Here is a 22,798-nt window from a genome sequence, read left to right on the forward strand (position 1 = left end):
GCGCGGCCATGGGGAGACCGGGCGGCTGGTGGGCCGGCCGGGCAGAACGGGCATTGCGCGTGCTGGAGTTCGACCGCGGCACAGCCCTGTGCGGAAGCTGTGGGGTTGCTGTGTCGTGGCCGTGGGAAGAGTCGCAGCAGTTCGCGGTTTCTGTCAGGACCGCGTCAGGAAGTTGGCTGGAAATCGTCCGTTGCCCGGATGGTCATGTTCGTTATACGGGCAATTTGTCTAAAGGTCAGGACGCGTGGTCCCCGTGCCGGACGTGCGGTCCCCGTGCCACGAGTGCCACAGCGCCGCGTACGCCCCGTCCGCCGCCACCAGTTCCTCGTGCGCGCCGAGTTCGGTCAGGAGCCCGTCCTCCATCACCGCCACCCGGTCCGCGTCGTGCGCGGTGTGCAGCCGGTGCGCGATCGCGATGACGGTACGGCCCGCCAGTACGGCGGCCAGGGCCCGCTCGGTGTGCCGGGCGGTCGTCGGGTCCAGCAACGCCGTCGCCTCGTCCAGGATCAGCGTGTGCGGGTCCGCCAGCACCACCCGGGCCAGGGCGAGTTGCTGGGCCTGCGAGCCGTCGGTGCGGTGACCGCCCTCGCCGAGCGCGGTGTCGAGGCCGTCGGGCAGCTCCCGCACCCAGCCGTCGGCACCGACGGTGGCCAGCGCCGACCACAACTCCCCGTCCCCGGCACCGGGTTCGGCGATCAGCAGGTTGTCCCGGACCGTGCCCAGGAACACATGGTGCTCCTGGGTGACCAGGACGACCTGGCGGCGCAGCTGCTCGGGACCGAGCGCGACGACCGGAACGCCGCCGACCGTCACCGTCCCCTCGGTGGGCGCGTCGACGCCCGCGAGCAGCCTGCTGAGCGTGGTCTTCCCGGCCCCGGACGGGCCGACGATCGCCAGCCGCTCCCCAGGGCGCACGGTGAGGTCCACCCCGTGCAGGACCTCGGCGCCACGGCCGTAGGAGTACCGCACACCGGTCACGTCGATACGGTCGCCGGCGGGGGCGGCCGACTCGCCGGAGGCGGCTTTCGGGGCCCGGGCGAGCCCCTCCACCCGCGCGAACGAGGCGCCGCTGCTCTGGAGTTGCTCCACCCGGACCAGGATCTGGTCGAGCGGCCCGGTGAGTTGCTGAAGGTACAGGGCCGCCGCGACCACGGCCCCCAGGCTCATCGCCCCGTGCGTGTACAGCACACCGCCGACGATCAGGACACCGGCGATCGGCAGGACGTACGACACCTCGACGGCCGGGAAGAAGACACTGCGCAGGTAGAGGGTGTGCAAACGGGTGCGGCGCGCGGCCTCGAGCGCGTCCCGGCTCGCCGCGATCCGCTCGCCCTCCAGCCGCAGCGCCTCCACCGTGCGCGCCCCCGACGCGGTCGCCGCGACGATCTCCGCGACGTCCGAGGTGGCCGCGCCCTCGGCCAGATAGCCGTCCCGGGCGCGGCGCAGATACCAGCGCAGGGCGAACCAGATGGGCAGCAGACCGCACACGCCGACCACGCCCAGCAACGGGGCCAGCACGAACACCGCGACCAGCGCGATCAGGAAACGGACCGTGTTGATGAGGAGGTCGGGGCCGGCGTCGCGCAGGGTGGTGCCGACGGTGGAGACGTCGGCGGTGCCGCGGGCGGTGAGGTCACCGGTGCCCGCTCGCTCGACCGTGGACGCGGGCAGGGCGAGGGCCCTGTCGACGAACTCCTCGCGGACCCGGGCGAGGGTGCGTTCGCCGAAGCGGTGGCCCACGAAGCGGGCCCAGCGGGCCAGCAGTAGCTCCGCTACCGCACATACGAGCAGCGCGAGTGCGAGGCGGTCGACGGCGTCGACGCCACCCTTGGATCTGACCTCGTCGATGATGCGGCCCAGCAGCCAGGGGCCGCCGAGGCCCGCGACCGCCGCGGCGGCGTTGAGGACGAGGGTGGCGGCGAAGGCTGTGCGGTCCGCGCGAATGAGGCGGTGGGCTGCGTGGCGGACGTCGCCGGCGGTGGCGATGGGGAGGTGGCCGGAAGTCGTCACCGCACGGGCTCCTCTGCGTCGGTGTCCCTCGCCACGAGGGCCTTGTACGCCGGGTCGTAGTCGAGGAGGCCCTGGTGGGTGCCGGTGGCCGCGACCTTGCCGTCCACCAGGTGGATGACGGTGTCCGCGTGGGCCAGGACCAGGGGGGAGGTGGTGGTGACGACGGTGGTTCGGCCTTGGCGGGCCTGTTTGAGGCGGGTGGCCACGCGGGCCTCGGTGTGGGCGTCGAGGGCGGACGTGGGTTCTATGGCGAGGAGTACCTCGGGGTCGGCGGCGAGGGCTCTTGCCAGGCGGATGCGTTGGCGTTGGCCGCCGGAGAGGTTGCGGGCGTTCGCGTCGATGGGGGAGTCGAGGCCGTCGGGGAGGGATTGGACGATGTCTTCGGCTGCGGCTGTGTGAAGGGCGGTGGTGATGTGCGCGGGAGGGGGTGCCTCGTGGGGTTGAGTGGCGGGTGCGGGTTCGTTGGGGCTGGTCGCGCAGTTCCCCGCGCCCCTAAAAGCCTTTGCGGGCGCGCCCATTACTTCGTACAAGGTGCCTGCGAACACGTCTGACTCGTGGTCCGCCATCAAGATGCGGGCTCTGATCTGGGGCAGCTGGATCTCGTCCAGAGGGATGCCGCCCCAGCTCGCCTTTGACGGGGTGTAACGGGCCACGCGGTCCAGTACGGCCGCTGTCTCCGCCGGACGCGCCCCCGCCAACGCCGTCAACCGGCCCGGCAGGATCCGTACGCCCGACTCCGGGTCGTGCAGGACCGACGCCTCCGCGGGGGCGTCCCGCGTCCCCCTGTCCTCCATCGGCTCCAGGCTCAGGAACCGTACGACCCTCCGCGCCGCCACCACACCCCGGCTCAGCATGTAGCCGCACTCGACCCAGAACGCCACCGGGCCCACCAGGACGGCGACATAGCCGTACACCGACACCAACTCGCCGATGCTGATGTCCCCTTGGGCGGCCAGGCGGGCCGCCAGCCAGGTGACCACCGCCAGGAACAGGGTCGGGAGGCCTACTCCGAGGGCCTGGACCCAGCTGGTCACCGCCCCGACCCGGTAGCCCTGTTCGCGCAGCCGCTGGGAGTCGCGCTGGAACGCGTCGGCGAACAGACCCTTGCCGCCGAGGCCGTTGAGCACGCGCAGGCCGCCGGCGAGGTCGGCGATGCGGGCGGTGAGGACGCCCTGGCGGTCGCGGTACTCGGTCTCGGCGCCCTGGAGACGGGTGAGGAACGGGCCCACGAGGCCGACGATCACCGGCATGCCGAGCAGGACGACCGCGGCGATGACCGGGGAGACGGAGACCAGGAGGCCCGCGACCACGAGGTAGGCGATGATCGCGCCCACGCCCGGGCCGACCACCGTGAGGGCGGAGGCGATGGTCTGGACGTCGCCGACTCCGATGGTGACGACCTCGCCGGCCCCCGCCCGCCGTGACAGCGCGGCGCCCAGCCGGACCGCGTGGCCCACGACGACCTTGACCGTGCGGAAGTTGGCGTCCATCCGGACCCGGGTCATCGTGCGGTGCCGCATGATGCTCAGCCACGCGTTGAAGGCGCCGACCAGGAACAGGGCGGCCGACCAGAGCGTGAGCATCCCGAGGTCGCGGGGCTCCAGGCCCTCGTCGATCGCCTTCGCCATCAGGTACGGCGTCGCCGCCAGCAGCACCATCCAGACGCTGGCGATCAGCGCGCCGAGGGCGGAACGGCCAGGCTGACAGCGGACCAGCCACCACAGGTAGTGCCAGCCGCCGCGGTGGTCGGGCGTGCCGGGGTCCTCGTATGCGTCGATCACCGGTGAATCCCCCAGAGAGTCATGCCAGGCTGTCCCGCCACGCCCGGTGCAGGTCCGCGAACCTGCCCGTACCGGCGATGAGTTCGGCGGGCGCGCCGTCCTCCACGATCCGGCCGTGCTCCATCACCAGCACCCGGTCGGCGATCTCGACCGTGGAGAGCCGGTGGGCGATCACGACGGCGGTACGGCCGTGCAGCACCGTCGACATCGCGCGCTGCACCGCCCGTTCGCCGGGGATGTCGAGCGAGCTGGTCGCCTCGTCGAGGATCAGGACGGCCGGATCGGCGAGCAACGCCCGCGCGAACGCCACCAGTTGACGCTGGCCGGCGGAGATACGGCCGCCGCGCTTGCGTACGTCGGTGTCGTAGCCGTCGGGCAGGGCGCTGATGAACTCGTGGGCGCCGATGGCCTTCGCGGCCCGCTCGATCTCCTCGCGGGTGGCGTCGGGGCGGCCGATGGCGATGTTGTCGGCGACCGTGCCGGAGAACAGGAACGCCTCCTGCGTCACCATCACGACCCCGCGCCGGAGTTCGGGCACGGACAGCTCGCGCAGGTCGACGCCGTCGAGGAGGACCCGGCCCGCTGTCGGGTCGTAGAAGCGGGCGAGGAGCTTGGCGAGGGTCGACTTGCCGGCGCCCGTGGAGCCGACGACCGCGACCGTCTGGCCCGCGGGGAGGGTGAGGTCGAAGCGGGGGAGGATCTCGCCGCCGGTGCGGTAGCCGAAGCGGACGCCGTCGAAGACGACCTCGCGGCCGGGGTGCTCGGACTCCAGGGGCGGGAGTTCGCGGGGCGTGACGGGCTCGGGGACCGACGGGGTCTGGGCCAGCAGGCCCGCGATCTTCTCCAGCGAGGCCGCCGCCGACTGGTAGGAGTTGAGGAACATGCCCAGGCGGTCGATGGGGTCGTACAGCCGTCGCAGATACAGGACCGCGGCGGCCAGCACGCCCAGCTCCAGTGAGCCGTCCGCCACCCGGTAGGCGCCCCACAGCACGATCAGCGCGACCGCCGTGTTGGCGACCAGCCGGGAGCCGACGACATAGCGGGCCATCTCCAGCAGCGCGTCGCCGTTGGTGCGTTCGTGGCGCTTGTTCAGTACGGCGAACTCGGCGTCGTTGGCGGCCTCCCGGCGGAACGCCCGCACCGGGCGGATGCCGTTCATCGTCTCGACGAACTTCACGATGACGGCGGCGATGGCCGTCGAGCGGAGCGTGTAGACGCGTCCCGCGCGCCGCCGGTAGTTCCGTACGAGGAGGTAGAGCGGCACGAACGAGGCCACCGCGACCGCACCCAGGCCGAGGTCCAGCCAGAGCAGCATCGCCGAGATGTAGACGAAGGACAGGATGACCGTGATCAACTCCTGGAGGCCCTCGTTGAGGAGCTCGCGCAGCGACTCGACGTCCGTCGTGGAGCGGGAGATCAGGCGACCGCTCGTGTAGCGCTCGTGGAAGTCGACGCTGAGCGCCTGGGCGTGCCGGAAGATCCGGCCGCGCAGATCGAGGAGCACGTCCTGGTTGACCCGGGCCGAGGCGCGGATGAACGCGTACTGGAGCCCGCCGGAGGCCACCGAGCACAGCAGATAGGCCACCCCGACCGCGATCAGCGGTCCGTGCCGGTCCTCCCGGAACGCCGGCACGGCACTGTCGATCGCGTACGCCACCAGCAGCGGCCCCGCCTGCACCGCCGCCTGCTGGAGCAGCAGCAGGAAACTGGTGAAGGCGACGCGGGCCTTCATCGGGGCGAGCAGGGAGCGCAGCAGGGTGGAGGTCGCACGGGGCGGGGTGGGCAGGACGTCACGGTCGAAGGGGTCGCCCGCCTTCTCCCGGACCCCCGGTTCCCGCTCCTCGTCGGCGGTGGCGGGCGCGGCCGTCGGCGGCGCGGTCATCGGGCGTCCTCCGTTTCCTCGGAGCCGGACATGAGATGGGCGTACTCGGCGTTCGTCCGCAGCAGTTCCTGATGGGTGCCGACGGCGGTGATACGGCCCTCCGACAGCAGCGCCACCCGGTCCGCGAGCAGCACGGTCGACGGGCGGTGCGCGACGATCAGGGCGGTGGTGTCGGCGAGCACGTCCCGCAGGGCGGCCTCGACCGCGGCCTCCGTGTGCACGTCCAACGCGGACAGCGGGTCGTCCAGGACGAGGAACCTGGGCCTGCCGACGACCGCGCGGGCCAGCGCGAGACGCTGGCGCTGGCCGCCGGAGAGGCTGAGGCCCTGCTCGCCGATCCTGGTGTCGGTGCCCTGGGGGAGGGCGTGCGCGAAGTCGGCCTGCGCGATGGACAGGGCACGGTCGAGCTCGTGGTCGTCGGCGCCCATGAGGACGTTCTCGCCGACGCTCGCGGAGAAGAGCGTGGGCTCCTCGAAGGCCATCGCCACCAGGGAGCGCAGCTCCTCGCGGGACATGGCGGTGATGTCCTCGCCGTCGAGGGTGATGCGGCCGTCCGTGAGTTCGTGGAGACGGGGGACCAGCGCGGTGAGGGTGGTCTTGCCGCTGCCCGTCGCGCCGACCAGCGCCATGGACTCGCCGGGGCGGATGTGGAGGTCGATGCGGTCGAGGACGGGGGGCGAGTCGGGGGCGGCGTCGGGGTAGCGGAAACGGACGTCGTGGAACCGGAGGCCGGTGCTCTCGGTACCGGTCGAACGGACGACGGAGGTCTCTTCCGGAGCCTCGTCCATCACCTCGAAATACCGCTCCGTCGCACTCGCCGCGTCCTGGCTCATCGCCAGCAGGAAGCCGATCGAGTCGATGGGCCACCGCAGCGCCAGCGCCGTCGACAGGAACGCCACCAGCGTGCCCGCCGACAGCTCCCCGTCCGCCACCTGCACCGACCCCAGCACCAGCGCGGCCCCGATCGCCACCTCCGGCAGCGTCACGATGACGGTCAGGATCGCGGCCAGCAGCCGCGCCTTGCGCAGCTCCGTGCCGCGCAGGGTCCGCGACAGCTCCCAGAACGCCCGCGCCTGGCTGCGGTGCCGGCCGAAGCCCTTGATGATGCGGATGCCGAGAACGCTCTCCTCGACGACCGTCGTCAGGTCACCGACCTGGTCCTGCGCCTGCCGGGCCACCGAGGAGTACCGCTGCTCGAAGAGCAGACAGGAGACGATCACCGGGACCGCGGGCGCCAGGATCACCAGCCCGAGGGTCCAGTCCTGGATCAGCATGATGATGACGCCGACGAGGATCGTCACACTGTTGACCAGCAGGAACGTCAGGGGGAAGGCCAGGAACATGCGCAGCAGCATCAGGTCGGTCGTGCCCCGCGACAGCAGCTGGCCCGACGCCCACCGGTCGTGGAAGGCCACCGGCAGCCGTTGCAGATGCCCGTACAGGCCCGCGCGCATCTCCGCCTCGACGTGCGACAGCGGCCGGGCCACCAGCCAGCGCCGCAGCCCGAACAGCAGCGCCTCACCGAAGCCCAGCAACAGCAGGAACAGCGCCCCGAGCCACACACCCGCCGGGTCCCGGTCGGCGACCGGGCCGTCCACCATCCACTTCAGGACGAGCGGGATCACCAGGCCGGTACAGGAGGCCAGGACCGCGACGAACGCGGCGGTGAACAGCCGCGCCCGCACCGGTCTGACGTACGGCCACAGGCGCAGCAGGGTTCTGACGGCGGACCGTTTCTCGAGGGTTGCACGTGTCGTCGACATCAGCAGCGAGCCTACGGATCGGCACTGACAACGCCCACCGAGTTTTGGCCGGACCCGGGTCCGACGCTGGTCCTACGACCTGCGCCTTCGAGGGGTCGTACGACGGCATCAACCGATCGGTTGATGTGCCTTCGAGCGCGACGGCCGATGTGTGCGCACCCCCCGTCCCGCGACGCTGATGCCATGTCCGTCATCGAAGTCAGCGAACTGCGCAAGTCCTACGGCGGCCGGCCCGTCGTGGACGGCGTCTCCTTCACCGTGCAGGAGGGCGAGATCTTCGGCGTCCTCGGCCCCAACGGAGCCGGCAAGACCACCACGGTCGAGTGCGTCGAGGGCCTGCGCGCCCCCGACGCCGGCCGCGTCCGGGTCACCGGGCTCGACCCGATCGCCGACCACGCGCGCGTGGCCCGCGTCCTCGGCGCCCAGCTCCAGCAGAGCGAGCTCCAGGCCAAGCTCACCGTCCGCGAGGCGCTGGAGCTGTACGCCTCCTTCCACGCCCGCCCCGCCGACTGGCGGCCGCTCGCCGAACGCCTGGGCCTGACCGGGAAGCTCACCACCCGGTTCGCGAAGCTGTCCGGCGGTCAGAAGCAGCGGCTGTTCATCGCGCTCGCGCTCATCGGCGACCCGAGGGTCGTCGTCCTGGACGAACTGACCACCGGCCTCGACCCCCGCGCCCGCCGGGACACCTGGGAACTGATCGAGGACATCCGCGCGAACGGCGTCACCGTCCTCCTCGTCACGCACTTCATGGAGGAGGCCCAGCGCCTCTGCGACCGGATCGCCGTGATCGACAAGGGCCGGGTCGCCGCTCTCGACACCCCGGCCGGCCTCATCCGCCGCTCGGCGGGCGCGACGGTCATCAGCTTCACGCCCTCCGCCCCGCTGGACGACCGCGACCTCAACGCCCTGCCCGCGCTCGCCTCGATCGCGCACAAGGACGGCCGCGTCACGCTCGCCGGCACCGACGAGACGGTCAACGCCGTGATCACGCTGCTCGCCCGCAGCCACGTCACCGCACACCAGCTCCGCGTCACCGAGGCCACCCTCGACGACGCGTTCCTCGACCTGACGAAGGAGACCGCGGCATGACCACCGCCCTGGTGAACGACCCACGCCGGCACGGCATGAACGCCGCCGTCCTGCGCACCGAGATCCGCCTCTTCCGCCGCGAACCCGGCGCCCTCTTCTGGATCCTGCTCTTCCCGACCCTGCTCCTGGTCATCCTCGGTTCGGTCCCGTCCTTCCGGCACGCCGAGGCCGACCTCGGCGGGCTGCGGACCATCGACGTGTACGTCCCCGTCGCCGTGCTGCTCGGCCTGATCGTCGGCGGCCTCCAGGCGATGCCGCAGACGCTGACCGGCTACCGCGAGCGCGGCATCCTGCGCCGGATGGCCACCACTCCGGTACGGCCCTCCGCGCTGCTGACCGCCCAGATGACGGTGTTCGGCGGCGCCGCCCTCGCCTCCGCGCTGCTCGCCCTCACGGTCGGACGGCTGGCCTTCGACGTACGCCTGCCGAAACAGCCCGCGGGTTATCTCCTCGCCCTCGTCCTGGCCGTCCTCGTGTCCCTCGCGCTCGGTGCCGTCGTCTGCGCGCTGTCCCGGACGACGAAGATCGCCGGTGCCATCGGGTCGGCCGTGTTCTTCCCGGCGATGTTCTGCGCGGGCCTGTGGGCGCCGGTGCAGACGATGCCGGACGTCCTCGCCCGGATCGTCGGCTGCACCCCGTTCGGCGCGGCCGCCGAGGCGCTGAACCGGGCCGCCGCGGGCGACTGGATCGGCTGGACCCACCTGGGCGTCCTCGTCGCCTGGACGGCCCTGCTGACGGGCGCCGCCGCACGCTGGTTCCGGTGGGAGTAGGCGGTCCGCCGTGCACACTGGGGGCATGACCGCGGCCGACGCAGCGATCGAGCGGCGCTGGGACCAGTTCCACACCTGGGGCCCCTACGGACTGCTCGCGATGGGCACCCTCCTGTCCGCCGTCACCTCCGAGGAGGTGATGGCGGGGCCCGGCGAGTGGTGGGTGGCCGGGCCTCTGGTGGCCGCCGCGCTCGTGCTCCAGCTGTGGCACGGGCCGCGCCGGGGCCGTCGGGTACCGTCCCGGCGCGGGGTCGTCTACTACGTGCTGCGCTGGGCGATCTCCTTCGGACTGACCTGGCTCAACCCGTTCTTCGCGTTCTACGCGGTGGCCGGCTACTTCGACGCCGACGAGGTGCTCCCGGGGGTGCGCCGGCAGCGGTTCGGGCTGTTCGCCACGTCGATCGTGGTGGCGGGCTCGCAGTCGGGCGGGCTGCCGTTCCGCAACTGGGGGCAGGTGGCGGTCTTCTGCGGGCTGCTGGTCGTCAACAACGCGCTGCTGATGGCCGTCGCCCACCTCACCTACCAGGAGGAGGAGCGTTCCCGGGAACGCGCCGCCACGATCGAGGCGTTGCAGCAGGCGCTCGACGAGAACGCCGCCCTTCACGCCCAACTCCTCCTCCAGGCACGGGAAGCGGGGGTCGCCGACGAGCGCCGGCGGCTCGCCGCGGAGATCCACGACACCATCGCCCAGGGCCTGACCGGCATCATCGCCCAGCTCCAGGTCGTCGCGAACGCCCCCGACCTGGACGTGGCACGCACCCATCTGGAGCGTGCCTCGGACCTGGCCCGGCACAGTCTCGGCGAGGCCCGCCGCTCGGTGCACAACCTCGCCCCGGTGGCGCTGGAGAACGCCGGCCTCGCCGAGGCCCTGAAGAAGACGGTCGCCGAATGGGGCGAACGGACGGGTGTACGCGCCGAGTTCACCGTCACCGGCACCGCCGAGCAGCTCCACGACGAGGTCGCGGCGACCCTGCTGAGGATCGTCCAGGAGGCCCTGTCCAACGCGGCCCGGCACGCCCGGGCCGGCCGCGTCGGCGTCACCCTGTCCTACCTCGGTGACGAGGTCATCCTCGACATCCGCGACGACGGCCGCGGCTTCGACCCCACCGCCCTCCCCGAACGCACCCGCACCGGCGGCTTCGGCCTCGACGGCATGCGGGCCCGCGCCGAACGCATCGCGGGCTCCCTCACGGTGGAGTCCGAGCCGGGGCACGGCACGGCCCTGTCGGCTCGCGTACCGTTGGTCCGCCATGACTGACTCCGCCATGAACGACCAGGTCTCTTTGCTGATCGTCGACGACCATCCCGTGGTACGGGACGGTCTGCGCGGCATGTTCGAGAACGCCCCCGGCTTCACCGTCCTCGGCGAGGCGTCCGACGGCGTGGAGGCGCTGGAGCGCGCCGCCGCCCTCGACCCGGACGTGATCCTGATGGACCTGCGCATGCCGGGCGGCGGCGGAGTCGACGCCATCCGCGAGCTGACGCGCCGCGGCGCCCGCGCCAAGGTCCTGGTGCTGACGACGTACGACACCGACTCCGACACCCTGCCCGCGATCGAGGCGGGCGCGACGGGCTACCTGCTCAAGGACGCCCCGCGCGACGAACTCTTCACCGCGGTCCGCGCGGCGGCGGAAGGCCGCACGGTCCTGTCGCCCGCCGTCGCCACCCGCCTGGTCTCGGCCGTCAGGACTCCCGGGGCGCCCGGCAACGAGCCGCTCTCTGCCCGCGAACGCGAAGTGCTGGCCCTCGTCGCCAAGGGCACGTCCAACCGCGAGATCGCCCGTGAACTCTTCATCAGCGAGGCGACCGTGAAGACCCATCTCACCCACCTGTACGCCAAGTTGGGCGTCAACGACCGCGCGGCGGCGGTCGCGACGGCGTACCAGCGGGGGATCCTGGGCTAGCTCGGGTAGGGGAGGAGGGTGGCGGCGATCCTCTCCCAGGCGGCCTTCAGCTCGGCCAGCAACTCCGGCTTGTCCGGGGCGAGATCGGCCTGTTCACGGGAGTCCGCGGCCAGGTTGTAGAGGTGGTCGGTCCGGTCCGCGTCCTGGTAGTACTTCCAGTCGCCGCGCCTGAGCGCCCGGTTGGCCCGCACCCGCCAGAACAGGTCGCGCTCCGGCAGCTTCTCGCCGCGCAGCAGATAGCCCGCGAGGCTCGTGCCGTCCAGCGGGTACGCCGGGTCGGGGCGGGCGCCGCCGAACTCCAGCAGGGTCGCCGTCCAGTCGGGGGAGAAGTTGGGCTCGTGGCTGACCTGGTGGCCGTCGATGCGGGCGGGCCAGCGCACGATCGTCGGAACTCTGATACCGCCCTCCAGCAGGACGAACTTCTCGCCGCTGAGCGGCCAGTTGTAGGAGTAGCGCTCGCCTCCGTTGTCGCTGGCGAACACCACGACCGTGTTCTCCTCCTGTCCGGACCGGCGCAGTGCGGCGAGCACCTCGCCGACCGCCGCGTCCAGGGACTCCACCATCTCCACGTACTTCTCGACCGAGCCGCCGTCGTAGTGGTTGAGCGCGGCGACGACCTCGGCCTGGTTCCCGGCGGCGCGGATCTTCGCCTCGATCTCGGCGCCGGTCTCCTCGTCGCCCTCGGCGAGCCAGGGCCAGTGCGGGGTCGTGAAGTTGAGGTTCAGCAGCCAGGGCCGGTCGTGCTCGCGGCCGACGTACTCGACGGCCCGCTCGGTCAGGACCTGGGTGTAGTAGCGCAGGTCCTTGTAGGTGGCGTCGCCCTCGTAGAGGTCGTAGTCGCCGAGCTGGCCGAGCTTGGAGAAGTACTCCAGGACACCGCCGTGATTGCCGAAGAACTCGTCCCAGCCCGACTTGGTGGGGCTGTAGTCGGGCAGCCAGCCGCAGTGCCACTTGCCGATCAGGGCAGTGGCGTAACCGGCCTTCTTCAGCAGGGAGGCGAGGGTGGGGTGGTGCGGGTCGAGGCCCTGCGTCCGGTTGCCGATCGGCTCGGCGAGGCCGCCCGGCGTACGGCCCGGATAGCGGCCGGTGTACAGACTGAACCGCGTGGGCGAGCAGGTGGCCGACCCCGAGTACGCATCCGTGAACCGCACCCCTTGCCGGGCCAGCCGATCCAGGTGCGGCGTCCTGATGTGCGGGGCACCGTAGGAGGAGAGATCGGCCCAGCCGAGGTCGTCGCCGAGGATGACGAGGAGGTTGGGGCGGCGCCCGGAGGCGGCTCCGGCGCGGGCCTCGAAGGGACGTTCGGCGGCAGAGGCGGCCTCGGCGTCGGTGGCCGTACCGGCGACGGCGGTCACGGCACCACCACCGACGAGACCACCGAAGGCACGACGGGATATCGCAGACATGCGGTCGAGTCTGATCACCGGCTCCGTGCATTGGCCAGGGATCACATGAGCTGTTCACGGGCCTGCAATGTCACTCGGCCACCCGCAGCAGCAGCACCGCCCGAGCCGGCACCGTAATAGCCGCCCCCGCCCGATGCACCACCCCCGGCGCCGCCCCCTGCTCCTCCCTGGACGTGTCGACGACCACCTCGTACCGCTCCGCCCACGGCGGCCCCGGCAGGACGAAGCTCGTCGGGCGGTCGCCGGCGTGCAGGACGGCGAGGAAGCTGTCGTCGAGGACGGGGGCGCCGCGCTCGTCGCGACCCGGGATGTCCCGGCCGGAGAGGTACATGCCGAGCGTGGCCGCCGGCGCGTACCAGTCCCGTTCCGTCATCTCCGCGCCCCGCGCCGTGAACCACGCCAGATCGCGCAGCCCGTCCGCGGAGTGCGCCCGCCCGGAGAAGAAGGCGCGGCGGCGCAGCACGGGGTGCTGGTGGCGCAGTGCGATCAGGCGGGACGTGAGCTCGAACAGCGCCTTCCAGCCCGGCTGTTCCAGCAGCCCCCAGTCCAGCCAGCTGATCTCGTTGTCCTGGCAGTACGCGTTGTTGTTCCCGCGCTGCGTCCGGCCCAGTTCGTCCCCCGCGACGAGCATCGGCACGCCCGTCGACAGCAGCAGTGTCGTCAGCAGGTTCCGCAGCTGACGGCGCCTGAGCCCCCGTACCCGCTCGTCGTCGGTCTCGCCCTCCGCCCCGCAGTTCCACGACCGGTTGTCGTCCGAACCGTCCCGGTTCCCCTCGCCGTTGGCCTCGTTGTGCTTGCGTTCGTACGACACCATGTCGCGCAGCGTGAAACCGTCGTGCGCGGTGATGAAGTTGACGGAGGCGTAGGGGCGGCGGCCGCCCCAGGCGTACAGGTCGCTGGAGCCCGACAGGCGGTACCCCAGGTCCCGCACGTCCGGCAGCGCACCGCGCCAGAAGTCCCGTACCGCGTTGCGATACCGGTCGTTCCACTCCGTCCACAGGGGCGGGAAGGCGCCCACCTGGTAGCCGCCCGACCCCACGTCCCACGGCTCGGCGATCAGCTTCACCCGCCGCAGCACCGGGTCCTGCGCGATCACCGCGAGGAACGGCGACAGCATGTCGACGTCGTGCATCGAGCGGGCCAGCGCCGCCGCCAGGTCGAAGCGGAAGCCGTCGACGCCCATCTCGGTGACCCAGTAGCGCAGCGAGTCCGTGATCAACCGGAGCACGTGCGGCTGGACCACGTGGAGCGTGTTGCCGCAGCCCGTGTAGTCGGCGTACCTGCGGGCGTCCGACTGGAGGCGGTAGTAGCCCCGGTTGTCGATGCCCTTCAGCGACAGCGTCGGGCCCAACTCGCCCGCTTCCGCCGTGTGGTTGTAGACCACGTCGAGGATGACCTCGATGCCCGCCTCGTGCAGCGCGCGTACCATCCGCCGGAACTCGCCGACCTGCTGGCCGGTGGTGCCGGAGGCGGCGTAGGCGGCGTGCGGGGCGAAGTAGCCGATGGAGTTGTAGCCCCAGTAGTTCCTCAGGCCGCGGCGCAGCAGATGGTCCTCATGGGCGAACTGGTGGACCGGCAGCAGCTCCACGGCCGTGACGCCCAGCTTCGTGAGGTGCTCGATGGCCGCCGGATGCGCCAGACCGGCGTAGGTGCCGCGCAGTTCCTCGGGTATCCCCGGGTGCAGTTTCGTGAAGCCGCGGACGTGCAGCTCGTAGATGACCGAGTCCGCCCACGGTGTCTTCGGGCGGCGGTCGTCCGCCCACTCGTCGTCGGGAGCGTCGTCGTGGACGACCACGCCCTTCGGGACGTACGGCGCCGAGTCCCGTTCGTCGCGCACGGTGTCCGCGACCTGCTGCTGGGGCCAGTCACGGACGTGCCCGTACACCTCGGGCGGCAGGCTGAAGTCGCCGTCCACGGCGCGGGCGTACGGGTCGAGGAGCAGCTTCGCCGGGTTCCAGCGGCCGCCGGTCCAGGGGTCCCACCGCCCGTGCACCCGATAGCCGTACCGCTGCCCGGGCATCACGCCGGGCACGAACCCGTGCCAGATCTCGTGCGTCAGCTCGGTCAGCCGGGCCCGGGTCTCCTTGCCGTGTTCGTCGAAGAGGCACAGCTCGACGCCCTCCGCGCCGCCCGCCCACAACGCGAAGTTGGTGCCCGCGACCCCGTCGGGACCCACCCGGAACCGGGCCCCCAACGGCACGGGCGTACCCGGCCACACGGGCACGGCCGGCGCCGACGGCGTACGCCGGGCACCGTTCACGACAGCCGGACGTACGTCCTCGGCCACCGCCTCCTGCTCGGCTGCGCTGGACACCTCAGGCCTCCCACGGCTCGCGGAACGACGTGATGAAGGGCGTACGGCGTCCCGGCCGCTGCACCCCCTCCAGTCGTCCTCCCCACTGTTCTGCCCAGCGCTTGGCTCGCACTCACGTTTCCCCTGGGCCGCCCCGATCGTTGGGTCCCCTGTGAGGCATGCACACGGGCGCGCTCGGCGCGTGGCGACCGGTCTGGCCGCCGTACTGACATGGGCAGGACTGCTGGCCGGCTGCACTTCGGGGTCCGGCGGGCTCGACCTCGGCGGGTTCGGGAAACCGCCCGCACCCGAGGACGTCATCCGGGTCACCCCGGACGACGGCGGCAAGGGCGTGGGGCAGGACAGCCGGCTCAGGGTGCGGGTGCCCAGCGGGCGGCTGGAGTCGGTGAAGGTCGTCAAGTCCCAGGACGCGCAGGACACCCCGGTGCCCGGCCACATCTCCGAGGACGGCCTGCGATGGGAGCCCGACGAGGCGCGGCTCGCCCTCGCCGCGAAGTACACCGTCGACGCCGTCGCCCTCGACGGCCACGGGCGCCGCTCCGCCCGGCACACCACCTTCACGACCTACGTCCCCGACGAACGCTTCATCGGGTACGTCACTCCGGAGAACCGCTCCACGGTCGGCACCGGAATGATCGTCTCCCTGACCTTCAACCGCGACATCGAGAACCGCGCCGCCGTCGAACGCGCCGTCCACGTCACCGCCAAGCCGCCCGTCGAGATCCGCCCCCACTGGTTCGACAAGGGCCGCCTCGACTTCCGTCCCGAGCACTACTGGAAGCCCGGCACCCAGGTGACCGTCGCGCTGCGGCTGCGGGACGTCGAGGGCGCCCCCGGCGTCTACGGCCTCCAGTACCGGACGTTCTCCTTCACCGTCGGCCGCAGCCAGGTCTCCCTCGTCGACGCCGCCAAGCACACCATGCAGGTGAGGAGAGACGGCGAGCTCCTTGCCACGGTGCCGATCACCGCCGGAGCGCCCAGGACCACGACCTACAACGGCAAGATGGTCGTCACCGAGATGCTGGAAGTGACCCGCATGAACAGCCGCACGGTCGGCTTCGGCGGTGAGTACGACATCCCGGACGTCCCGCACGCCATGCGCCTGACCGACTCCGGCACCTTCCTGCACGGCAACTACTGGGCGCCGGACGCCCCCGGGAAGGTCAATGTCAGCCACGGGTGCGTCGGTCTGCGGGACGTGAAGGGGGGCGGTTCGGACACCCCCGCGGGCTGGTTCTTCGACCGCAGCCTCATCGGGGACGTCGTCGAGGTCGTCCACAGCGATGACAAAAAGGTCGCTCCCGACAACGGGCTCGGAGGATGGAATATGGGATGGAAGGAGTGGAAGACGGGCAGCGCGGTGAAGTAACCAGGTGGGGGGCCGGGTCGACGGGTGGTGCAGGGGGCGCGGTTGGGACCGAACGGTGACAATCGCACCCCGCCGACGGCCGGGATCTTGTGGTTAATATGCGCCGAGAGCGCGGGACGCGCAGGGGGTTGCGGGCCTGGACCGGGCCCGGCGAGGGGAGAAACACTTTGAACGTGCGACCGATATCGGGGGCGTCGGTTGACGCAGGCGGGCGGCGACGCAAGGGCTGGATGGCCGTGGTGTCCGGAGTGATGCTGGTCGCCGTCACGGCGTGCGGCGGAGGCGGCGGGGACTCGGACGGCAAGCCCGGCGCCGGCAAGGGCGAGGACGCGAGCGCCGCGGAGAGCAAGCAGTCGGTGGCCGTCGTCGCCATCGCGCCCAAGGACGGCGCCAAGTCCGTCGAGACCAGCGGCGCCCTCAAGGTGACCGCCGGCAAGGGCAAGTTGACGGCCGTCGAGGTCAAGACGGCCAAGGGGGACAAGGTCGACGGCGAGATATCCGCCGACGGCGCCTCCTGGACGCCGTCCACCCACCTGGCCGGGTCCACCAAGTACACGGTGCACGCGGTCGCCAAGGACTCCGAGGGCCGGGAGGCCGCCGAGGACTCCAGCTTCACCACCCTGACGCCGAAGAACACCTTCATCGGCAACTTCACGCCGGAGGACGGCTCGAAGGTCGGCGTCGGGATGCCCTTCTCGATCCGCTTCACCCGGGGCATCACCAACCCCGAGGACGTCGAGAAGGCCATCAGCATCAAGACCGAGCCGGCCGTCGACGTCCAGGGCCACTGGTTCGGCAACGACCGCCTCGACTTCCGCCCCGAGAAGTACTGGGCCGAGGGCACCAAGGTCACCGTCGACCTCAACCTCGACGGCGTCGAGGGCCGTGACGGCGTCTACGGCAAGCAGGCCAAGACCGTCTCCTTCACCATCGGCCGCAACCAGGTCTCGGTCGTGGACGCCAAGAAGCACACGATGAAGGTCATGCAGGACGGCAAGGTCGTCAAGACCCTCCCGGTCACCACCGGCAAGCCCGGCTACGACACCTGGAACGGCCAGATGGTCATCAGCGAGCGCCTCCGGGTGACCCGTATGAACGGCGAGACGGTCGGCTACGGCGGCGAGTACGACATCAAGGACGTCCCCGACGCCATGCGCCTGACCAACTCGGGCACCTTCATCCACGGCAACTACTGGGGCGGCGACGCGTTCGGCAACTACAACGCCAGCCACGGCTGCGTGGGCCTGCGCGACAACCGCGGCGGCGGCGACCGCTCCGCGCCGGCCGCGTGGTTCTTCGACCACTCGATCATCGGCGACGTGGTGGTCGTCAAGCACTCCAACGACGCCACGGTGGCCCCGGACAACGGCTACAACGGCTGGAACATGTCCTGGGCGGAGTGGAAGAAGTAGAGGTACGACGCTGACGTACGGCCCCGGTGTGAGGTACTCCACCGGGGCCGTTGTCGTTAGTGGCCGTTAACCTTCCCCCATGACCGTAACTCTGGAAGTCGCCGAAGGCGTCGGCACCATCCTTCTCGACCGTCCGCCCATGAACGCGCTGGACGTCGCCACCCAGGACCGGCTCAAGGAGCTCGCCGAGGAGGCGACGCGTCGTGAGGACGTGCGGGCCGTGGTGATCTACGGCGGGGAGAAGGTGTTCGCGGCCGGCGCGGACATCAAGGAAATGCAGAACATGGACCACACCGCGATGGTCCTGCGCGCCCGCGCCCTCCAGGACTCGTTCACGGCCGTGGCCCGCATCCCCAAGCCGGTCGTCGCGGCCGTCACCGGCTACGCGCTGGGCGGCGGTTGCGAGCTGGCGCTGTGCGCGGACTTCCGGATCGCCGCCGACAACGCCAAGCTGGGCCAGCCCGAGATCCTGCTCGGCCTGATCCCGGGCGCGGGCGGCACCCAGCGCCTGGCCCGGCTCGTCGGCCCGTCCAAGGCGAAGGACCTCATCTTCACCGGCCGGATGGTCAAGGCCGACGAGGCGGAGAAGCTGGGTCTGGTGGACCGGGTCGTCCCCGCCGCCGACGTGTACGCCGAGGCGCGGGCGTGGGCGGCGAAGCTCGCGCAGGGGCCGGCGATCGCGCTGCGGGCCGCGAAGGAGTCGATCGACACCGGCCTGGAGACCGACATCGACACCGGGCTCGCCGTCGAACGGAACTGGTTCGCGGGCCTGTTCGCCACCGCCGACCGGGAGATCGGCATGCGCAGCTTCGTCGAGGAGGGGCCCGGGAAGGCGAAGTTCCTCTGAGGAGTTCCTCTGACGAGTTCCTCTGAGGACCGGAGTGAGGAAGTCGATGGTGAAACTTCCCTGAACCACTTGCAATTGACGGACTGTCTGATCCGTGTCCCTCGATGGGGCGGTTTATGGGAGCCTTAAGGCATCCTTAAGTCTGCCTTGTCGAGGGGGACCGTCGATTGCCTCCAACCGAGCCTCCACCGCAGGTCAGACGGGCTGTCGACGGCCCAGAGCTGCCTCTGGCATATGCCGATCGGGAACTGCGGAACGGTGGATTCCGGGGGGCGTATTCGGCAGGAACGGCCCCGGAGGGCGGCCGGGGCGGCCATGATGGGGGCATGGCGGGGCTGGAGGGTATCGAACAGCCGCGGGGACACGGCCGTGCGACCGCGGCGCGCTGGTCGCCGACGGTCGAGGACGAACACGCGCAGAAGGCGCTGGAGTTGTTCGGAGACCCGACCGAGGCGGAGGTTCCGCTTCCGTCCCGCCCCGAGTCCGCCGCCGCGGCCCGGCGCCTGACCCAGGTGGTCGTGCTGCGCCAGTGGGGCCTCACCCCCAAGATGACCGAGGACGCCGTCCTGCTCGTCTCCGAACTCGTGGGCAACGCGGTACGGCACACGGGAGCGCGGGTGTTCGGGCTCCGGATGCGCCGGCGGCGCGGCTGGATCCGCGTCGAGGTGCGCGACCCCTCGCGCGGGCTGCCGTGTCTGATGCCGGTGCAGGAGATGGACATCAGCGGGCGGGGGCTGTTCCTGGTGGACAAGCTGTCCGACCGCTGGGGCGTCGATCTGCTGCCGCGCGGCAAGACGACGTGGTTCGAGATGCGGGTCGCCGACAGGTAGGTGCGCGGTCGCTGGCAGGTCGGTGTTCGGTCGCCGGCAGGTAGGTGCCCGGCCGTCGGCCTGTGCGGTCCGGTCGCGCCCACGCGGTAAAGCCGCACGCGGTCTCAGCCCCGCGCCCCTGGGTGGGTGAATCTGCCGGTATTCGGAGCAAACCGCCTTAAATGAGGGTGTGACCAACACCGATCGCCGGGCCGTGCTCCGCGCCACCGCCGGGCTCGCGTTCACCGCCGGGTGCGCCACCAGCGGTGCCGTCGCCCATCCGCCCCCCGCCACCAGCCCCGCGGCCAGACCCCCCGCCCCCGGCCCCCGCCGCTTCCCCGGCCGCCCCGCCCAGCTCACCCACGGCCCCCGCACCCACCCCCGCGTCGCCCTCACCTTCCACGGCAACGGCGACCCCGGCACCGCCACGGCGCTGCTGCGAGAGGCCGAGGAACACGGCGCCCGGATCACCGTCCTCGCCGTCGGCAGCTGGCTCGACGAGCACCCCGACCTCGCCCGCCGCATCCTCGACGGCGGCCATGACCTCGGCAACCACACCCTCCACCACCTCGGCGTCAACGACATGTCCGAGGCGGACGCGCTCGCCGAGATCGAGGGCTGCGCCGACCGGCTGCGCAAGCTGACCGGCTCCATCGGCAGCTGGTTCCGCCCCTCGCGTGCCGCCCGGGCCTCCCCGCTCGTTGAACGGCTGGCCCGCCGCGTCGGCTACCCGCACGTCCTGTCGTACGACGTCGACTCCCTGGACTTCACCTCACCCGGCGCCCCCGCGATCACCCGCAAGGTGCTCGGCGAGGTCCGGAACGGGTCCGTGGTGAGCCTGCACTTCGGGTACGCCGACACGGTCGCCGCCCTCCCCGCCGTACTGGAAGAACTCGACCGCCGCGGCCTGGCCGCGGTGACCACCACGGAGCTGTTCAGCTGATGCACCGCCTTGTGAAGCAGACCCTGGCCGCCGGAGTCGTCCTCGCCGCCCTCACCGCCTGCGGCACCCAGAGCCGGGACCACGCCGCCCCCGAGCACACCGCCACCCGGGCGGCCGTCCCCGCGCCGCCGAAGAAGAAGCCCGTCCAGGGGCTGCCCGGCATGCCGCCGGTCCTCGACCCGCAGGACGTGTACGCCGCCGACCGCCCCAACAGGCTCTCGCCGGTGGTCAAGGACTTCCCGTCCCGCGTGTACGTCCCCAACACCGAGTCCGACACGGTCTCCGTCATCGACCCGAAGACGTACCGGATCATCGAGACGATCCACGTCGGCCGCCAGCCCCAACACGTCGTTCCGTCCTGGGACATGAAGACGCTGTGGGTCAACAACAACCGCGGCCACACCCTCACGCCCATCGACCCGAGAACCGGCAAGGCGGGCAAGCCGGTAGAGGTGCACGACCCGTACAACCTCTACTTCACGCCCAACGGCAAGTACGCCGTCGTCATGGCGTCCCTCGACCGCGAACTCGTCTTCCGCGACCCGCACACCATGGAGCGCAAGAAGACCGTCCCGGTCACCTGCTACGGCGTCAACCACGCCGACTTCTCCCTCGACGGCCGGTACTTCATCGTCTCCTGCGAGTTCAGCGGCGAGCTGCTCAAGGTCGACACCGAGCGGATGAAGGTCGTCGGCCAGCAGAAACTGCCCTTCGACGGGGCCATGCCGCAGGACGTGAAGGTCTCGCCGGACGGCAAGCGGTTCTACGTCGCCGACATGATGGCCGACGGCATGTGGGTCCTCGACGGCGACACGTTCGACAAGCCGCGCCTCATCCCCACCGGCAAGGGCACCCACGGCCTCTACGTCAGCCGCGACTCGCGCGAGATGTACGTCTCCAACCGGGGCGAAGGGACCATCTCCGTCTGGGACTTCGCGCAGAACAAGGTCGCCGAGAAGTGGCACCTTCCCGACGGCGGCAGCCCCGACATGGGCGGCGTCTCGGCGGACGGCAAGGTGCTGTGGCTGTCCGGGCGCTACAACGCCGAGGTGTACGCCATCGACACCCGCACCGGCGAGCAGCTGGCCCGCATCAAGGTCGGTAGCGGACCGCACGGTCTCGCCGTCTACCCGCAGCCCGGACGCTACTCACTGGGGCACACGGGCATCTTCCGCTGATCTTCGGTTGATCTTCGGTCAGTTGACACGCCCCGCACGGGTGAAGATCCCCAACGCGCCGTCGCAGACCAGCAATTGTGCTCACCATGATCACAACCCGTCTGCGGCGGCGCACCGCTGCCGCCGTCCTGTCCCTCGCCGCCGTCTTCGCCACCACGGCGGCCACCGCCCCCGCCAAGGCCACCGCCCCCGCGAAGGCCCCCACGACCCCCGACTGCAAGGTCCAGTTCGACGACCCGATCAAGGCCGCCGCCGACCGCACCGTCGACGTCAGCCGCATCACTCCCGAGCCGGTCTGGCGCAAGAGCTGCGGCACCCTCTACCGCAGCGACGGCCGCGGCCCCGAGATCGTCTTCGCGGAGGGCTTCAAACCGAAGGACGTTGTCAACGGCCAGTACGACATCGAGAAGTACGTCCTGGTCAACCAGCCCTCCCCGTACGTCTCCACGACCTACGACCACGACCTGTACAAGACGTGGTGGAAGTCGGGCTACAACTACTACATCGACGCCCCTGGCGGCGTGGACGTGAACAAGACCATCGGCGACACCCACAAGTGGGCCGACCAGGTCGAGGTCGCCTTCCCCGGCGGCATCGCCCGGAAGTACATCATCGGCGTCTGTCCCGTGAACAAGACCACCAAGGTCGAGATCATGAGCGGCTGTCAGAGCAACCCGCACTACGAGGCCTGGCACTGAGCAGCAGCGCCTCCGCGCCCACCGGCCGGTAACCGGCCGCCTGGAACGCCCGCGTGCTGCGGGCGTTCCCCGGTGCGACCTGCGCCCACAGCGGCTCGCCGGCGAGATGCCGGGCGGCACCCACGAGCAGCCGCCCCAGCCCCCGGTGCCGTACACCGTCGTCGACCTCGACCGACACCTCCAGGCGGCCACCGATCCCGCGCCCCATGACCAGCACCCCGCCGTCCGCCGTCCAGGCCCGCACGTCGTCGCGGCGCCCGCGGGCGTACACGATCCGCGGATGGTCGGCGTCCTCGATCTCCGCCAGCGCGAGCGGGGGTGCGCCGGGCAGGGGCGAGCCGACCAGCATGGCGTCGATCGTCTCGGCCCGGCGCCCCGTCCGCTCCAGGAAGGCCGCCAGGAACAGCGGGTTCATGGTCGCGGCGAGCGGATCGCAGTCCAGCCCGCGCAGGGTCGTGTGCACCCACTCCGGATCCTCGTCGGTGAAGACGACGGAGTGCGCGGTGAAGGCGAGGACGCCCGCGTCCCGGGCCGAGTGCTGCGGGACGACCGTCGTCCGGCCGTCCGCCGGCGGGAAGACCCCGCGGGCCGCCGCGTCGAGAATGTCCCGGAGAGTCTCCACC

General features: G+C 71.3%; 18 protein-coding genes. 11 read left to right on the top strand and 7 right to left on the bottom strand.

The genetic code is table 11. The features are described from left to right. Positions 1-228: 228 nt before the first annotated feature. Genes EJC51_RS33360 through EJC51_RS33375 form a run of 4 tightly spaced genes read right to left on the bottom strand, consistent with a single transcriptional unit; the run spans position 229 to position 7,436 of the window. Positions 229-2,010: an ABC transporter ATP-binding protein gene (locus EJC51_RS33360; RefSeq protein WP_126274455.1), complete on the bottom strand. Its 1,782-nt coding sequence runs from the start codon at positions 2,008-2,010 to the stop codon at positions 229-231. After that, entirely contained in the window at positions 2,007-3,791 is a 1,785-nt protein-coding gene (locus EJC51_RS33365) for an ABC transporter ATP-binding protein (RefSeq protein ID WP_126274456.1), read from the bottom strand. The genes EJC51_RS33360 and EJC51_RS33365 overlap by 4 nt, the downstream gene beginning before the upstream one ends. 19 nt (positions 3,792-3,810) lie before the next feature. Further along, positions 3,811-5,673: an ABC transporter ATP-binding protein gene (locus EJC51_RS33370; protein ID WP_126274457.1), complete on the bottom strand. Its 1,863-nt coding sequence runs from the start codon at positions 5,671-5,673 to the stop codon at positions 3,811-3,813. Beyond that, positions 5,670-7,436, bottom strand: a complete 1,767-nt coding sequence (locus tag EJC51_RS33375) for an ABC transporter ATP-binding protein (RefSeq protein ID WP_126274458.1) — start codon at positions 7,434-7,436, stop codon at positions 5,670-5,672. Before EJC51_RS33375 ends, EJC51_RS33370 begins: the two co-directional genes overlap by 4 nt. Positions 7,437-7,619: 183 nt before the next feature. Here EJC51_RS33375 and EJC51_RS33380 point away from each other — a divergent pair, with 183 nt between their 5' ends. Genes EJC51_RS33380 through EJC51_RS33395 form a run of 4 tightly spaced genes read left to right on the top strand, consistent with a single transcriptional unit; the run spans position 7,620 to position 11,199 of the window. Beyond that, positions 7,620-8,525 (top strand): ABC transporter ATP-binding protein, encoded by a 906-nt coding sequence (locus tag EJC51_RS33380; RefSeq protein ID WP_126274459.1) that lies wholly within the window; start codon positions 7,620-7,622, stop codon positions 8,523-8,525. Between the two features lie 35 nt (positions 8,526-8,560). Continuing rightward, a complete protein-coding gene (locus EJC51_RS33385; RefSeq protein WP_126277237.1) occupies positions 8,561-9,295 on the top strand; it encodes an ABC transporter permease in 735 nt (244 codons plus the stop codon). A 25-nt stretch (positions 9,296-9,320) separates the two neighbouring features. Continuing rightward, positions 9,321-10,553: a sensor histidine kinase gene (locus tag EJC51_RS33390; RefSeq protein WP_126274460.1), complete on the top strand. Its 1,233-nt coding sequence runs from the start codon at positions 9,321-9,323 to the stop codon at positions 10,551-10,553. Continuing rightward, on the top strand, positions 10,546-11,199 hold the full coding sequence (locus tag EJC51_RS33395) for a response regulator (protein WP_425276814.1): 654 nt from the start codon (positions 10,546-10,548) through the stop codon (positions 11,197-11,199). Before EJC51_RS33390 ends, EJC51_RS33395 begins: the two co-directional genes overlap by 8 nt. Here EJC51_RS33395 and EJC51_RS33400 read toward each other — a convergent pair. Beyond that, the gene (locus EJC51_RS33400) at positions 11,196-12,605 is read right to left on the bottom strand and encodes a sulfatase family protein (RefSeq protein WP_208870758.1); all 1,410 of its coding nucleotides are present in this window, start codon (positions 12,603-12,605) and stop codon (positions 11,196-11,198) included. The two genes, EJC51_RS33395 and EJC51_RS33400, sit on opposite strands and share 4 nt — an antisense overlap. A 70-nt stretch (positions 12,606-12,675) precedes the next feature. After that, the gene (glgX, locus tag EJC51_RS33405) at positions 12,676-14,919 is read right to left on the bottom strand and encodes a glycogen debranching protein GlgX (RefSeq protein WP_126274462.1); all 2,244 of its coding nucleotides are present in this window, start codon (positions 14,917-14,919) and stop codon (positions 12,676-12,678) included. A 151-nt stretch (positions 14,920-15,070) separates the two neighbouring features. Between glgX and EJC51_RS33410 the strand changes: the two genes are divergently transcribed. The 7 genes from EJC51_RS33410 to EJC51_RS33440 all read left to right on the top strand — a co-directional run bounded on the left by EJC51_RS33410 (position 15,071) and on the right by EJC51_RS33440 (position 22,175). Further along, positions 15,071-16,288 (top strand): L,D-transpeptidase, encoded by a 1,218-nt coding sequence (locus tag EJC51_RS33410; RefSeq protein WP_126274463.1) that lies wholly within the window; start codon positions 15,071-15,073, stop codon positions 16,286-16,288. A gap of 167 nt (positions 16,289-16,455) precedes the next feature. Beyond that, positions 16,456-17,700: a L,D-transpeptidase gene (locus tag EJC51_RS33415; protein WP_207924959.1), complete on the top strand. Its 1,245-nt coding sequence runs from the start codon at positions 16,456-16,458 to the stop codon at positions 17,698-17,700. A gap of 79 nt (positions 17,701-17,779) precedes the next feature. Then, complete coding sequence (locus EJC51_RS33420) at positions 17,780-18,547, top strand: enoyl-CoA hydratase/isomerase family protein (protein ID WP_126274464.1); 768 nt, start codon at positions 17,780-17,782, stop codon at positions 18,545-18,547. A gap of 326 nt (positions 18,548-18,873) precedes the next feature. Beyond that, complete coding sequence (locus EJC51_RS33425; RefSeq protein ID WP_079306065.1) at positions 18,874-19,377, top strand: ATP-binding protein; 504 nt, start codon at positions 18,874-18,876, stop codon at positions 19,375-19,377. 169 nt (positions 19,378-19,546) lie between these two features. Further along, positions 19,547-20,299, top strand: a complete 753-nt coding sequence (locus EJC51_RS33430; protein WP_126274465.1) for a polysaccharide deacetylase family protein — start codon at positions 19,547-19,549, stop codon at positions 20,297-20,299. Next, positions 20,299-21,477, top strand: coding sequence for a YncE family protein (locus EJC51_RS33435; protein WP_126274466.1), 1,179 nt, complete (start codon positions 20,299-20,301; stop codon positions 21,475-21,477). Before EJC51_RS33430 ends, EJC51_RS33435 begins: the two co-directional genes overlap by 1 nt. Before the next feature lie 86 nt (positions 21,478-21,563). Further along, complete coding sequence (locus EJC51_RS33440) at positions 21,564-22,175, top strand: ADP-ribosyltransferase (protein WP_126274467.1); 612 nt, start codon at positions 21,564-21,566, stop codon at positions 22,173-22,175. Here the strand turns inward: EJC51_RS33440 and EJC51_RS33445 are convergent. Continuing rightward, positions 22,129-22,797 (bottom strand): GNAT family N-acetyltransferase, encoded by a 669-nt coding sequence (locus EJC51_RS33445; protein ID WP_126274468.1) that lies wholly within the window; start codon positions 22,795-22,797, stop codon positions 22,129-22,131. The two genes, EJC51_RS33440 and EJC51_RS33445, sit on opposite strands and share 47 nt — an antisense overlap. Position 22,798 lies beyond the last annotated feature (1 nt).

This window comes from Streptomyces aquilus (assembly GCF_003955715.1).
Taxonomy (GTDB): domain Bacteria; phylum Actinomycetota; class Actinomycetes; order Streptomycetales; family Streptomycetaceae; genus Streptomyces; species Streptomyces aquilus.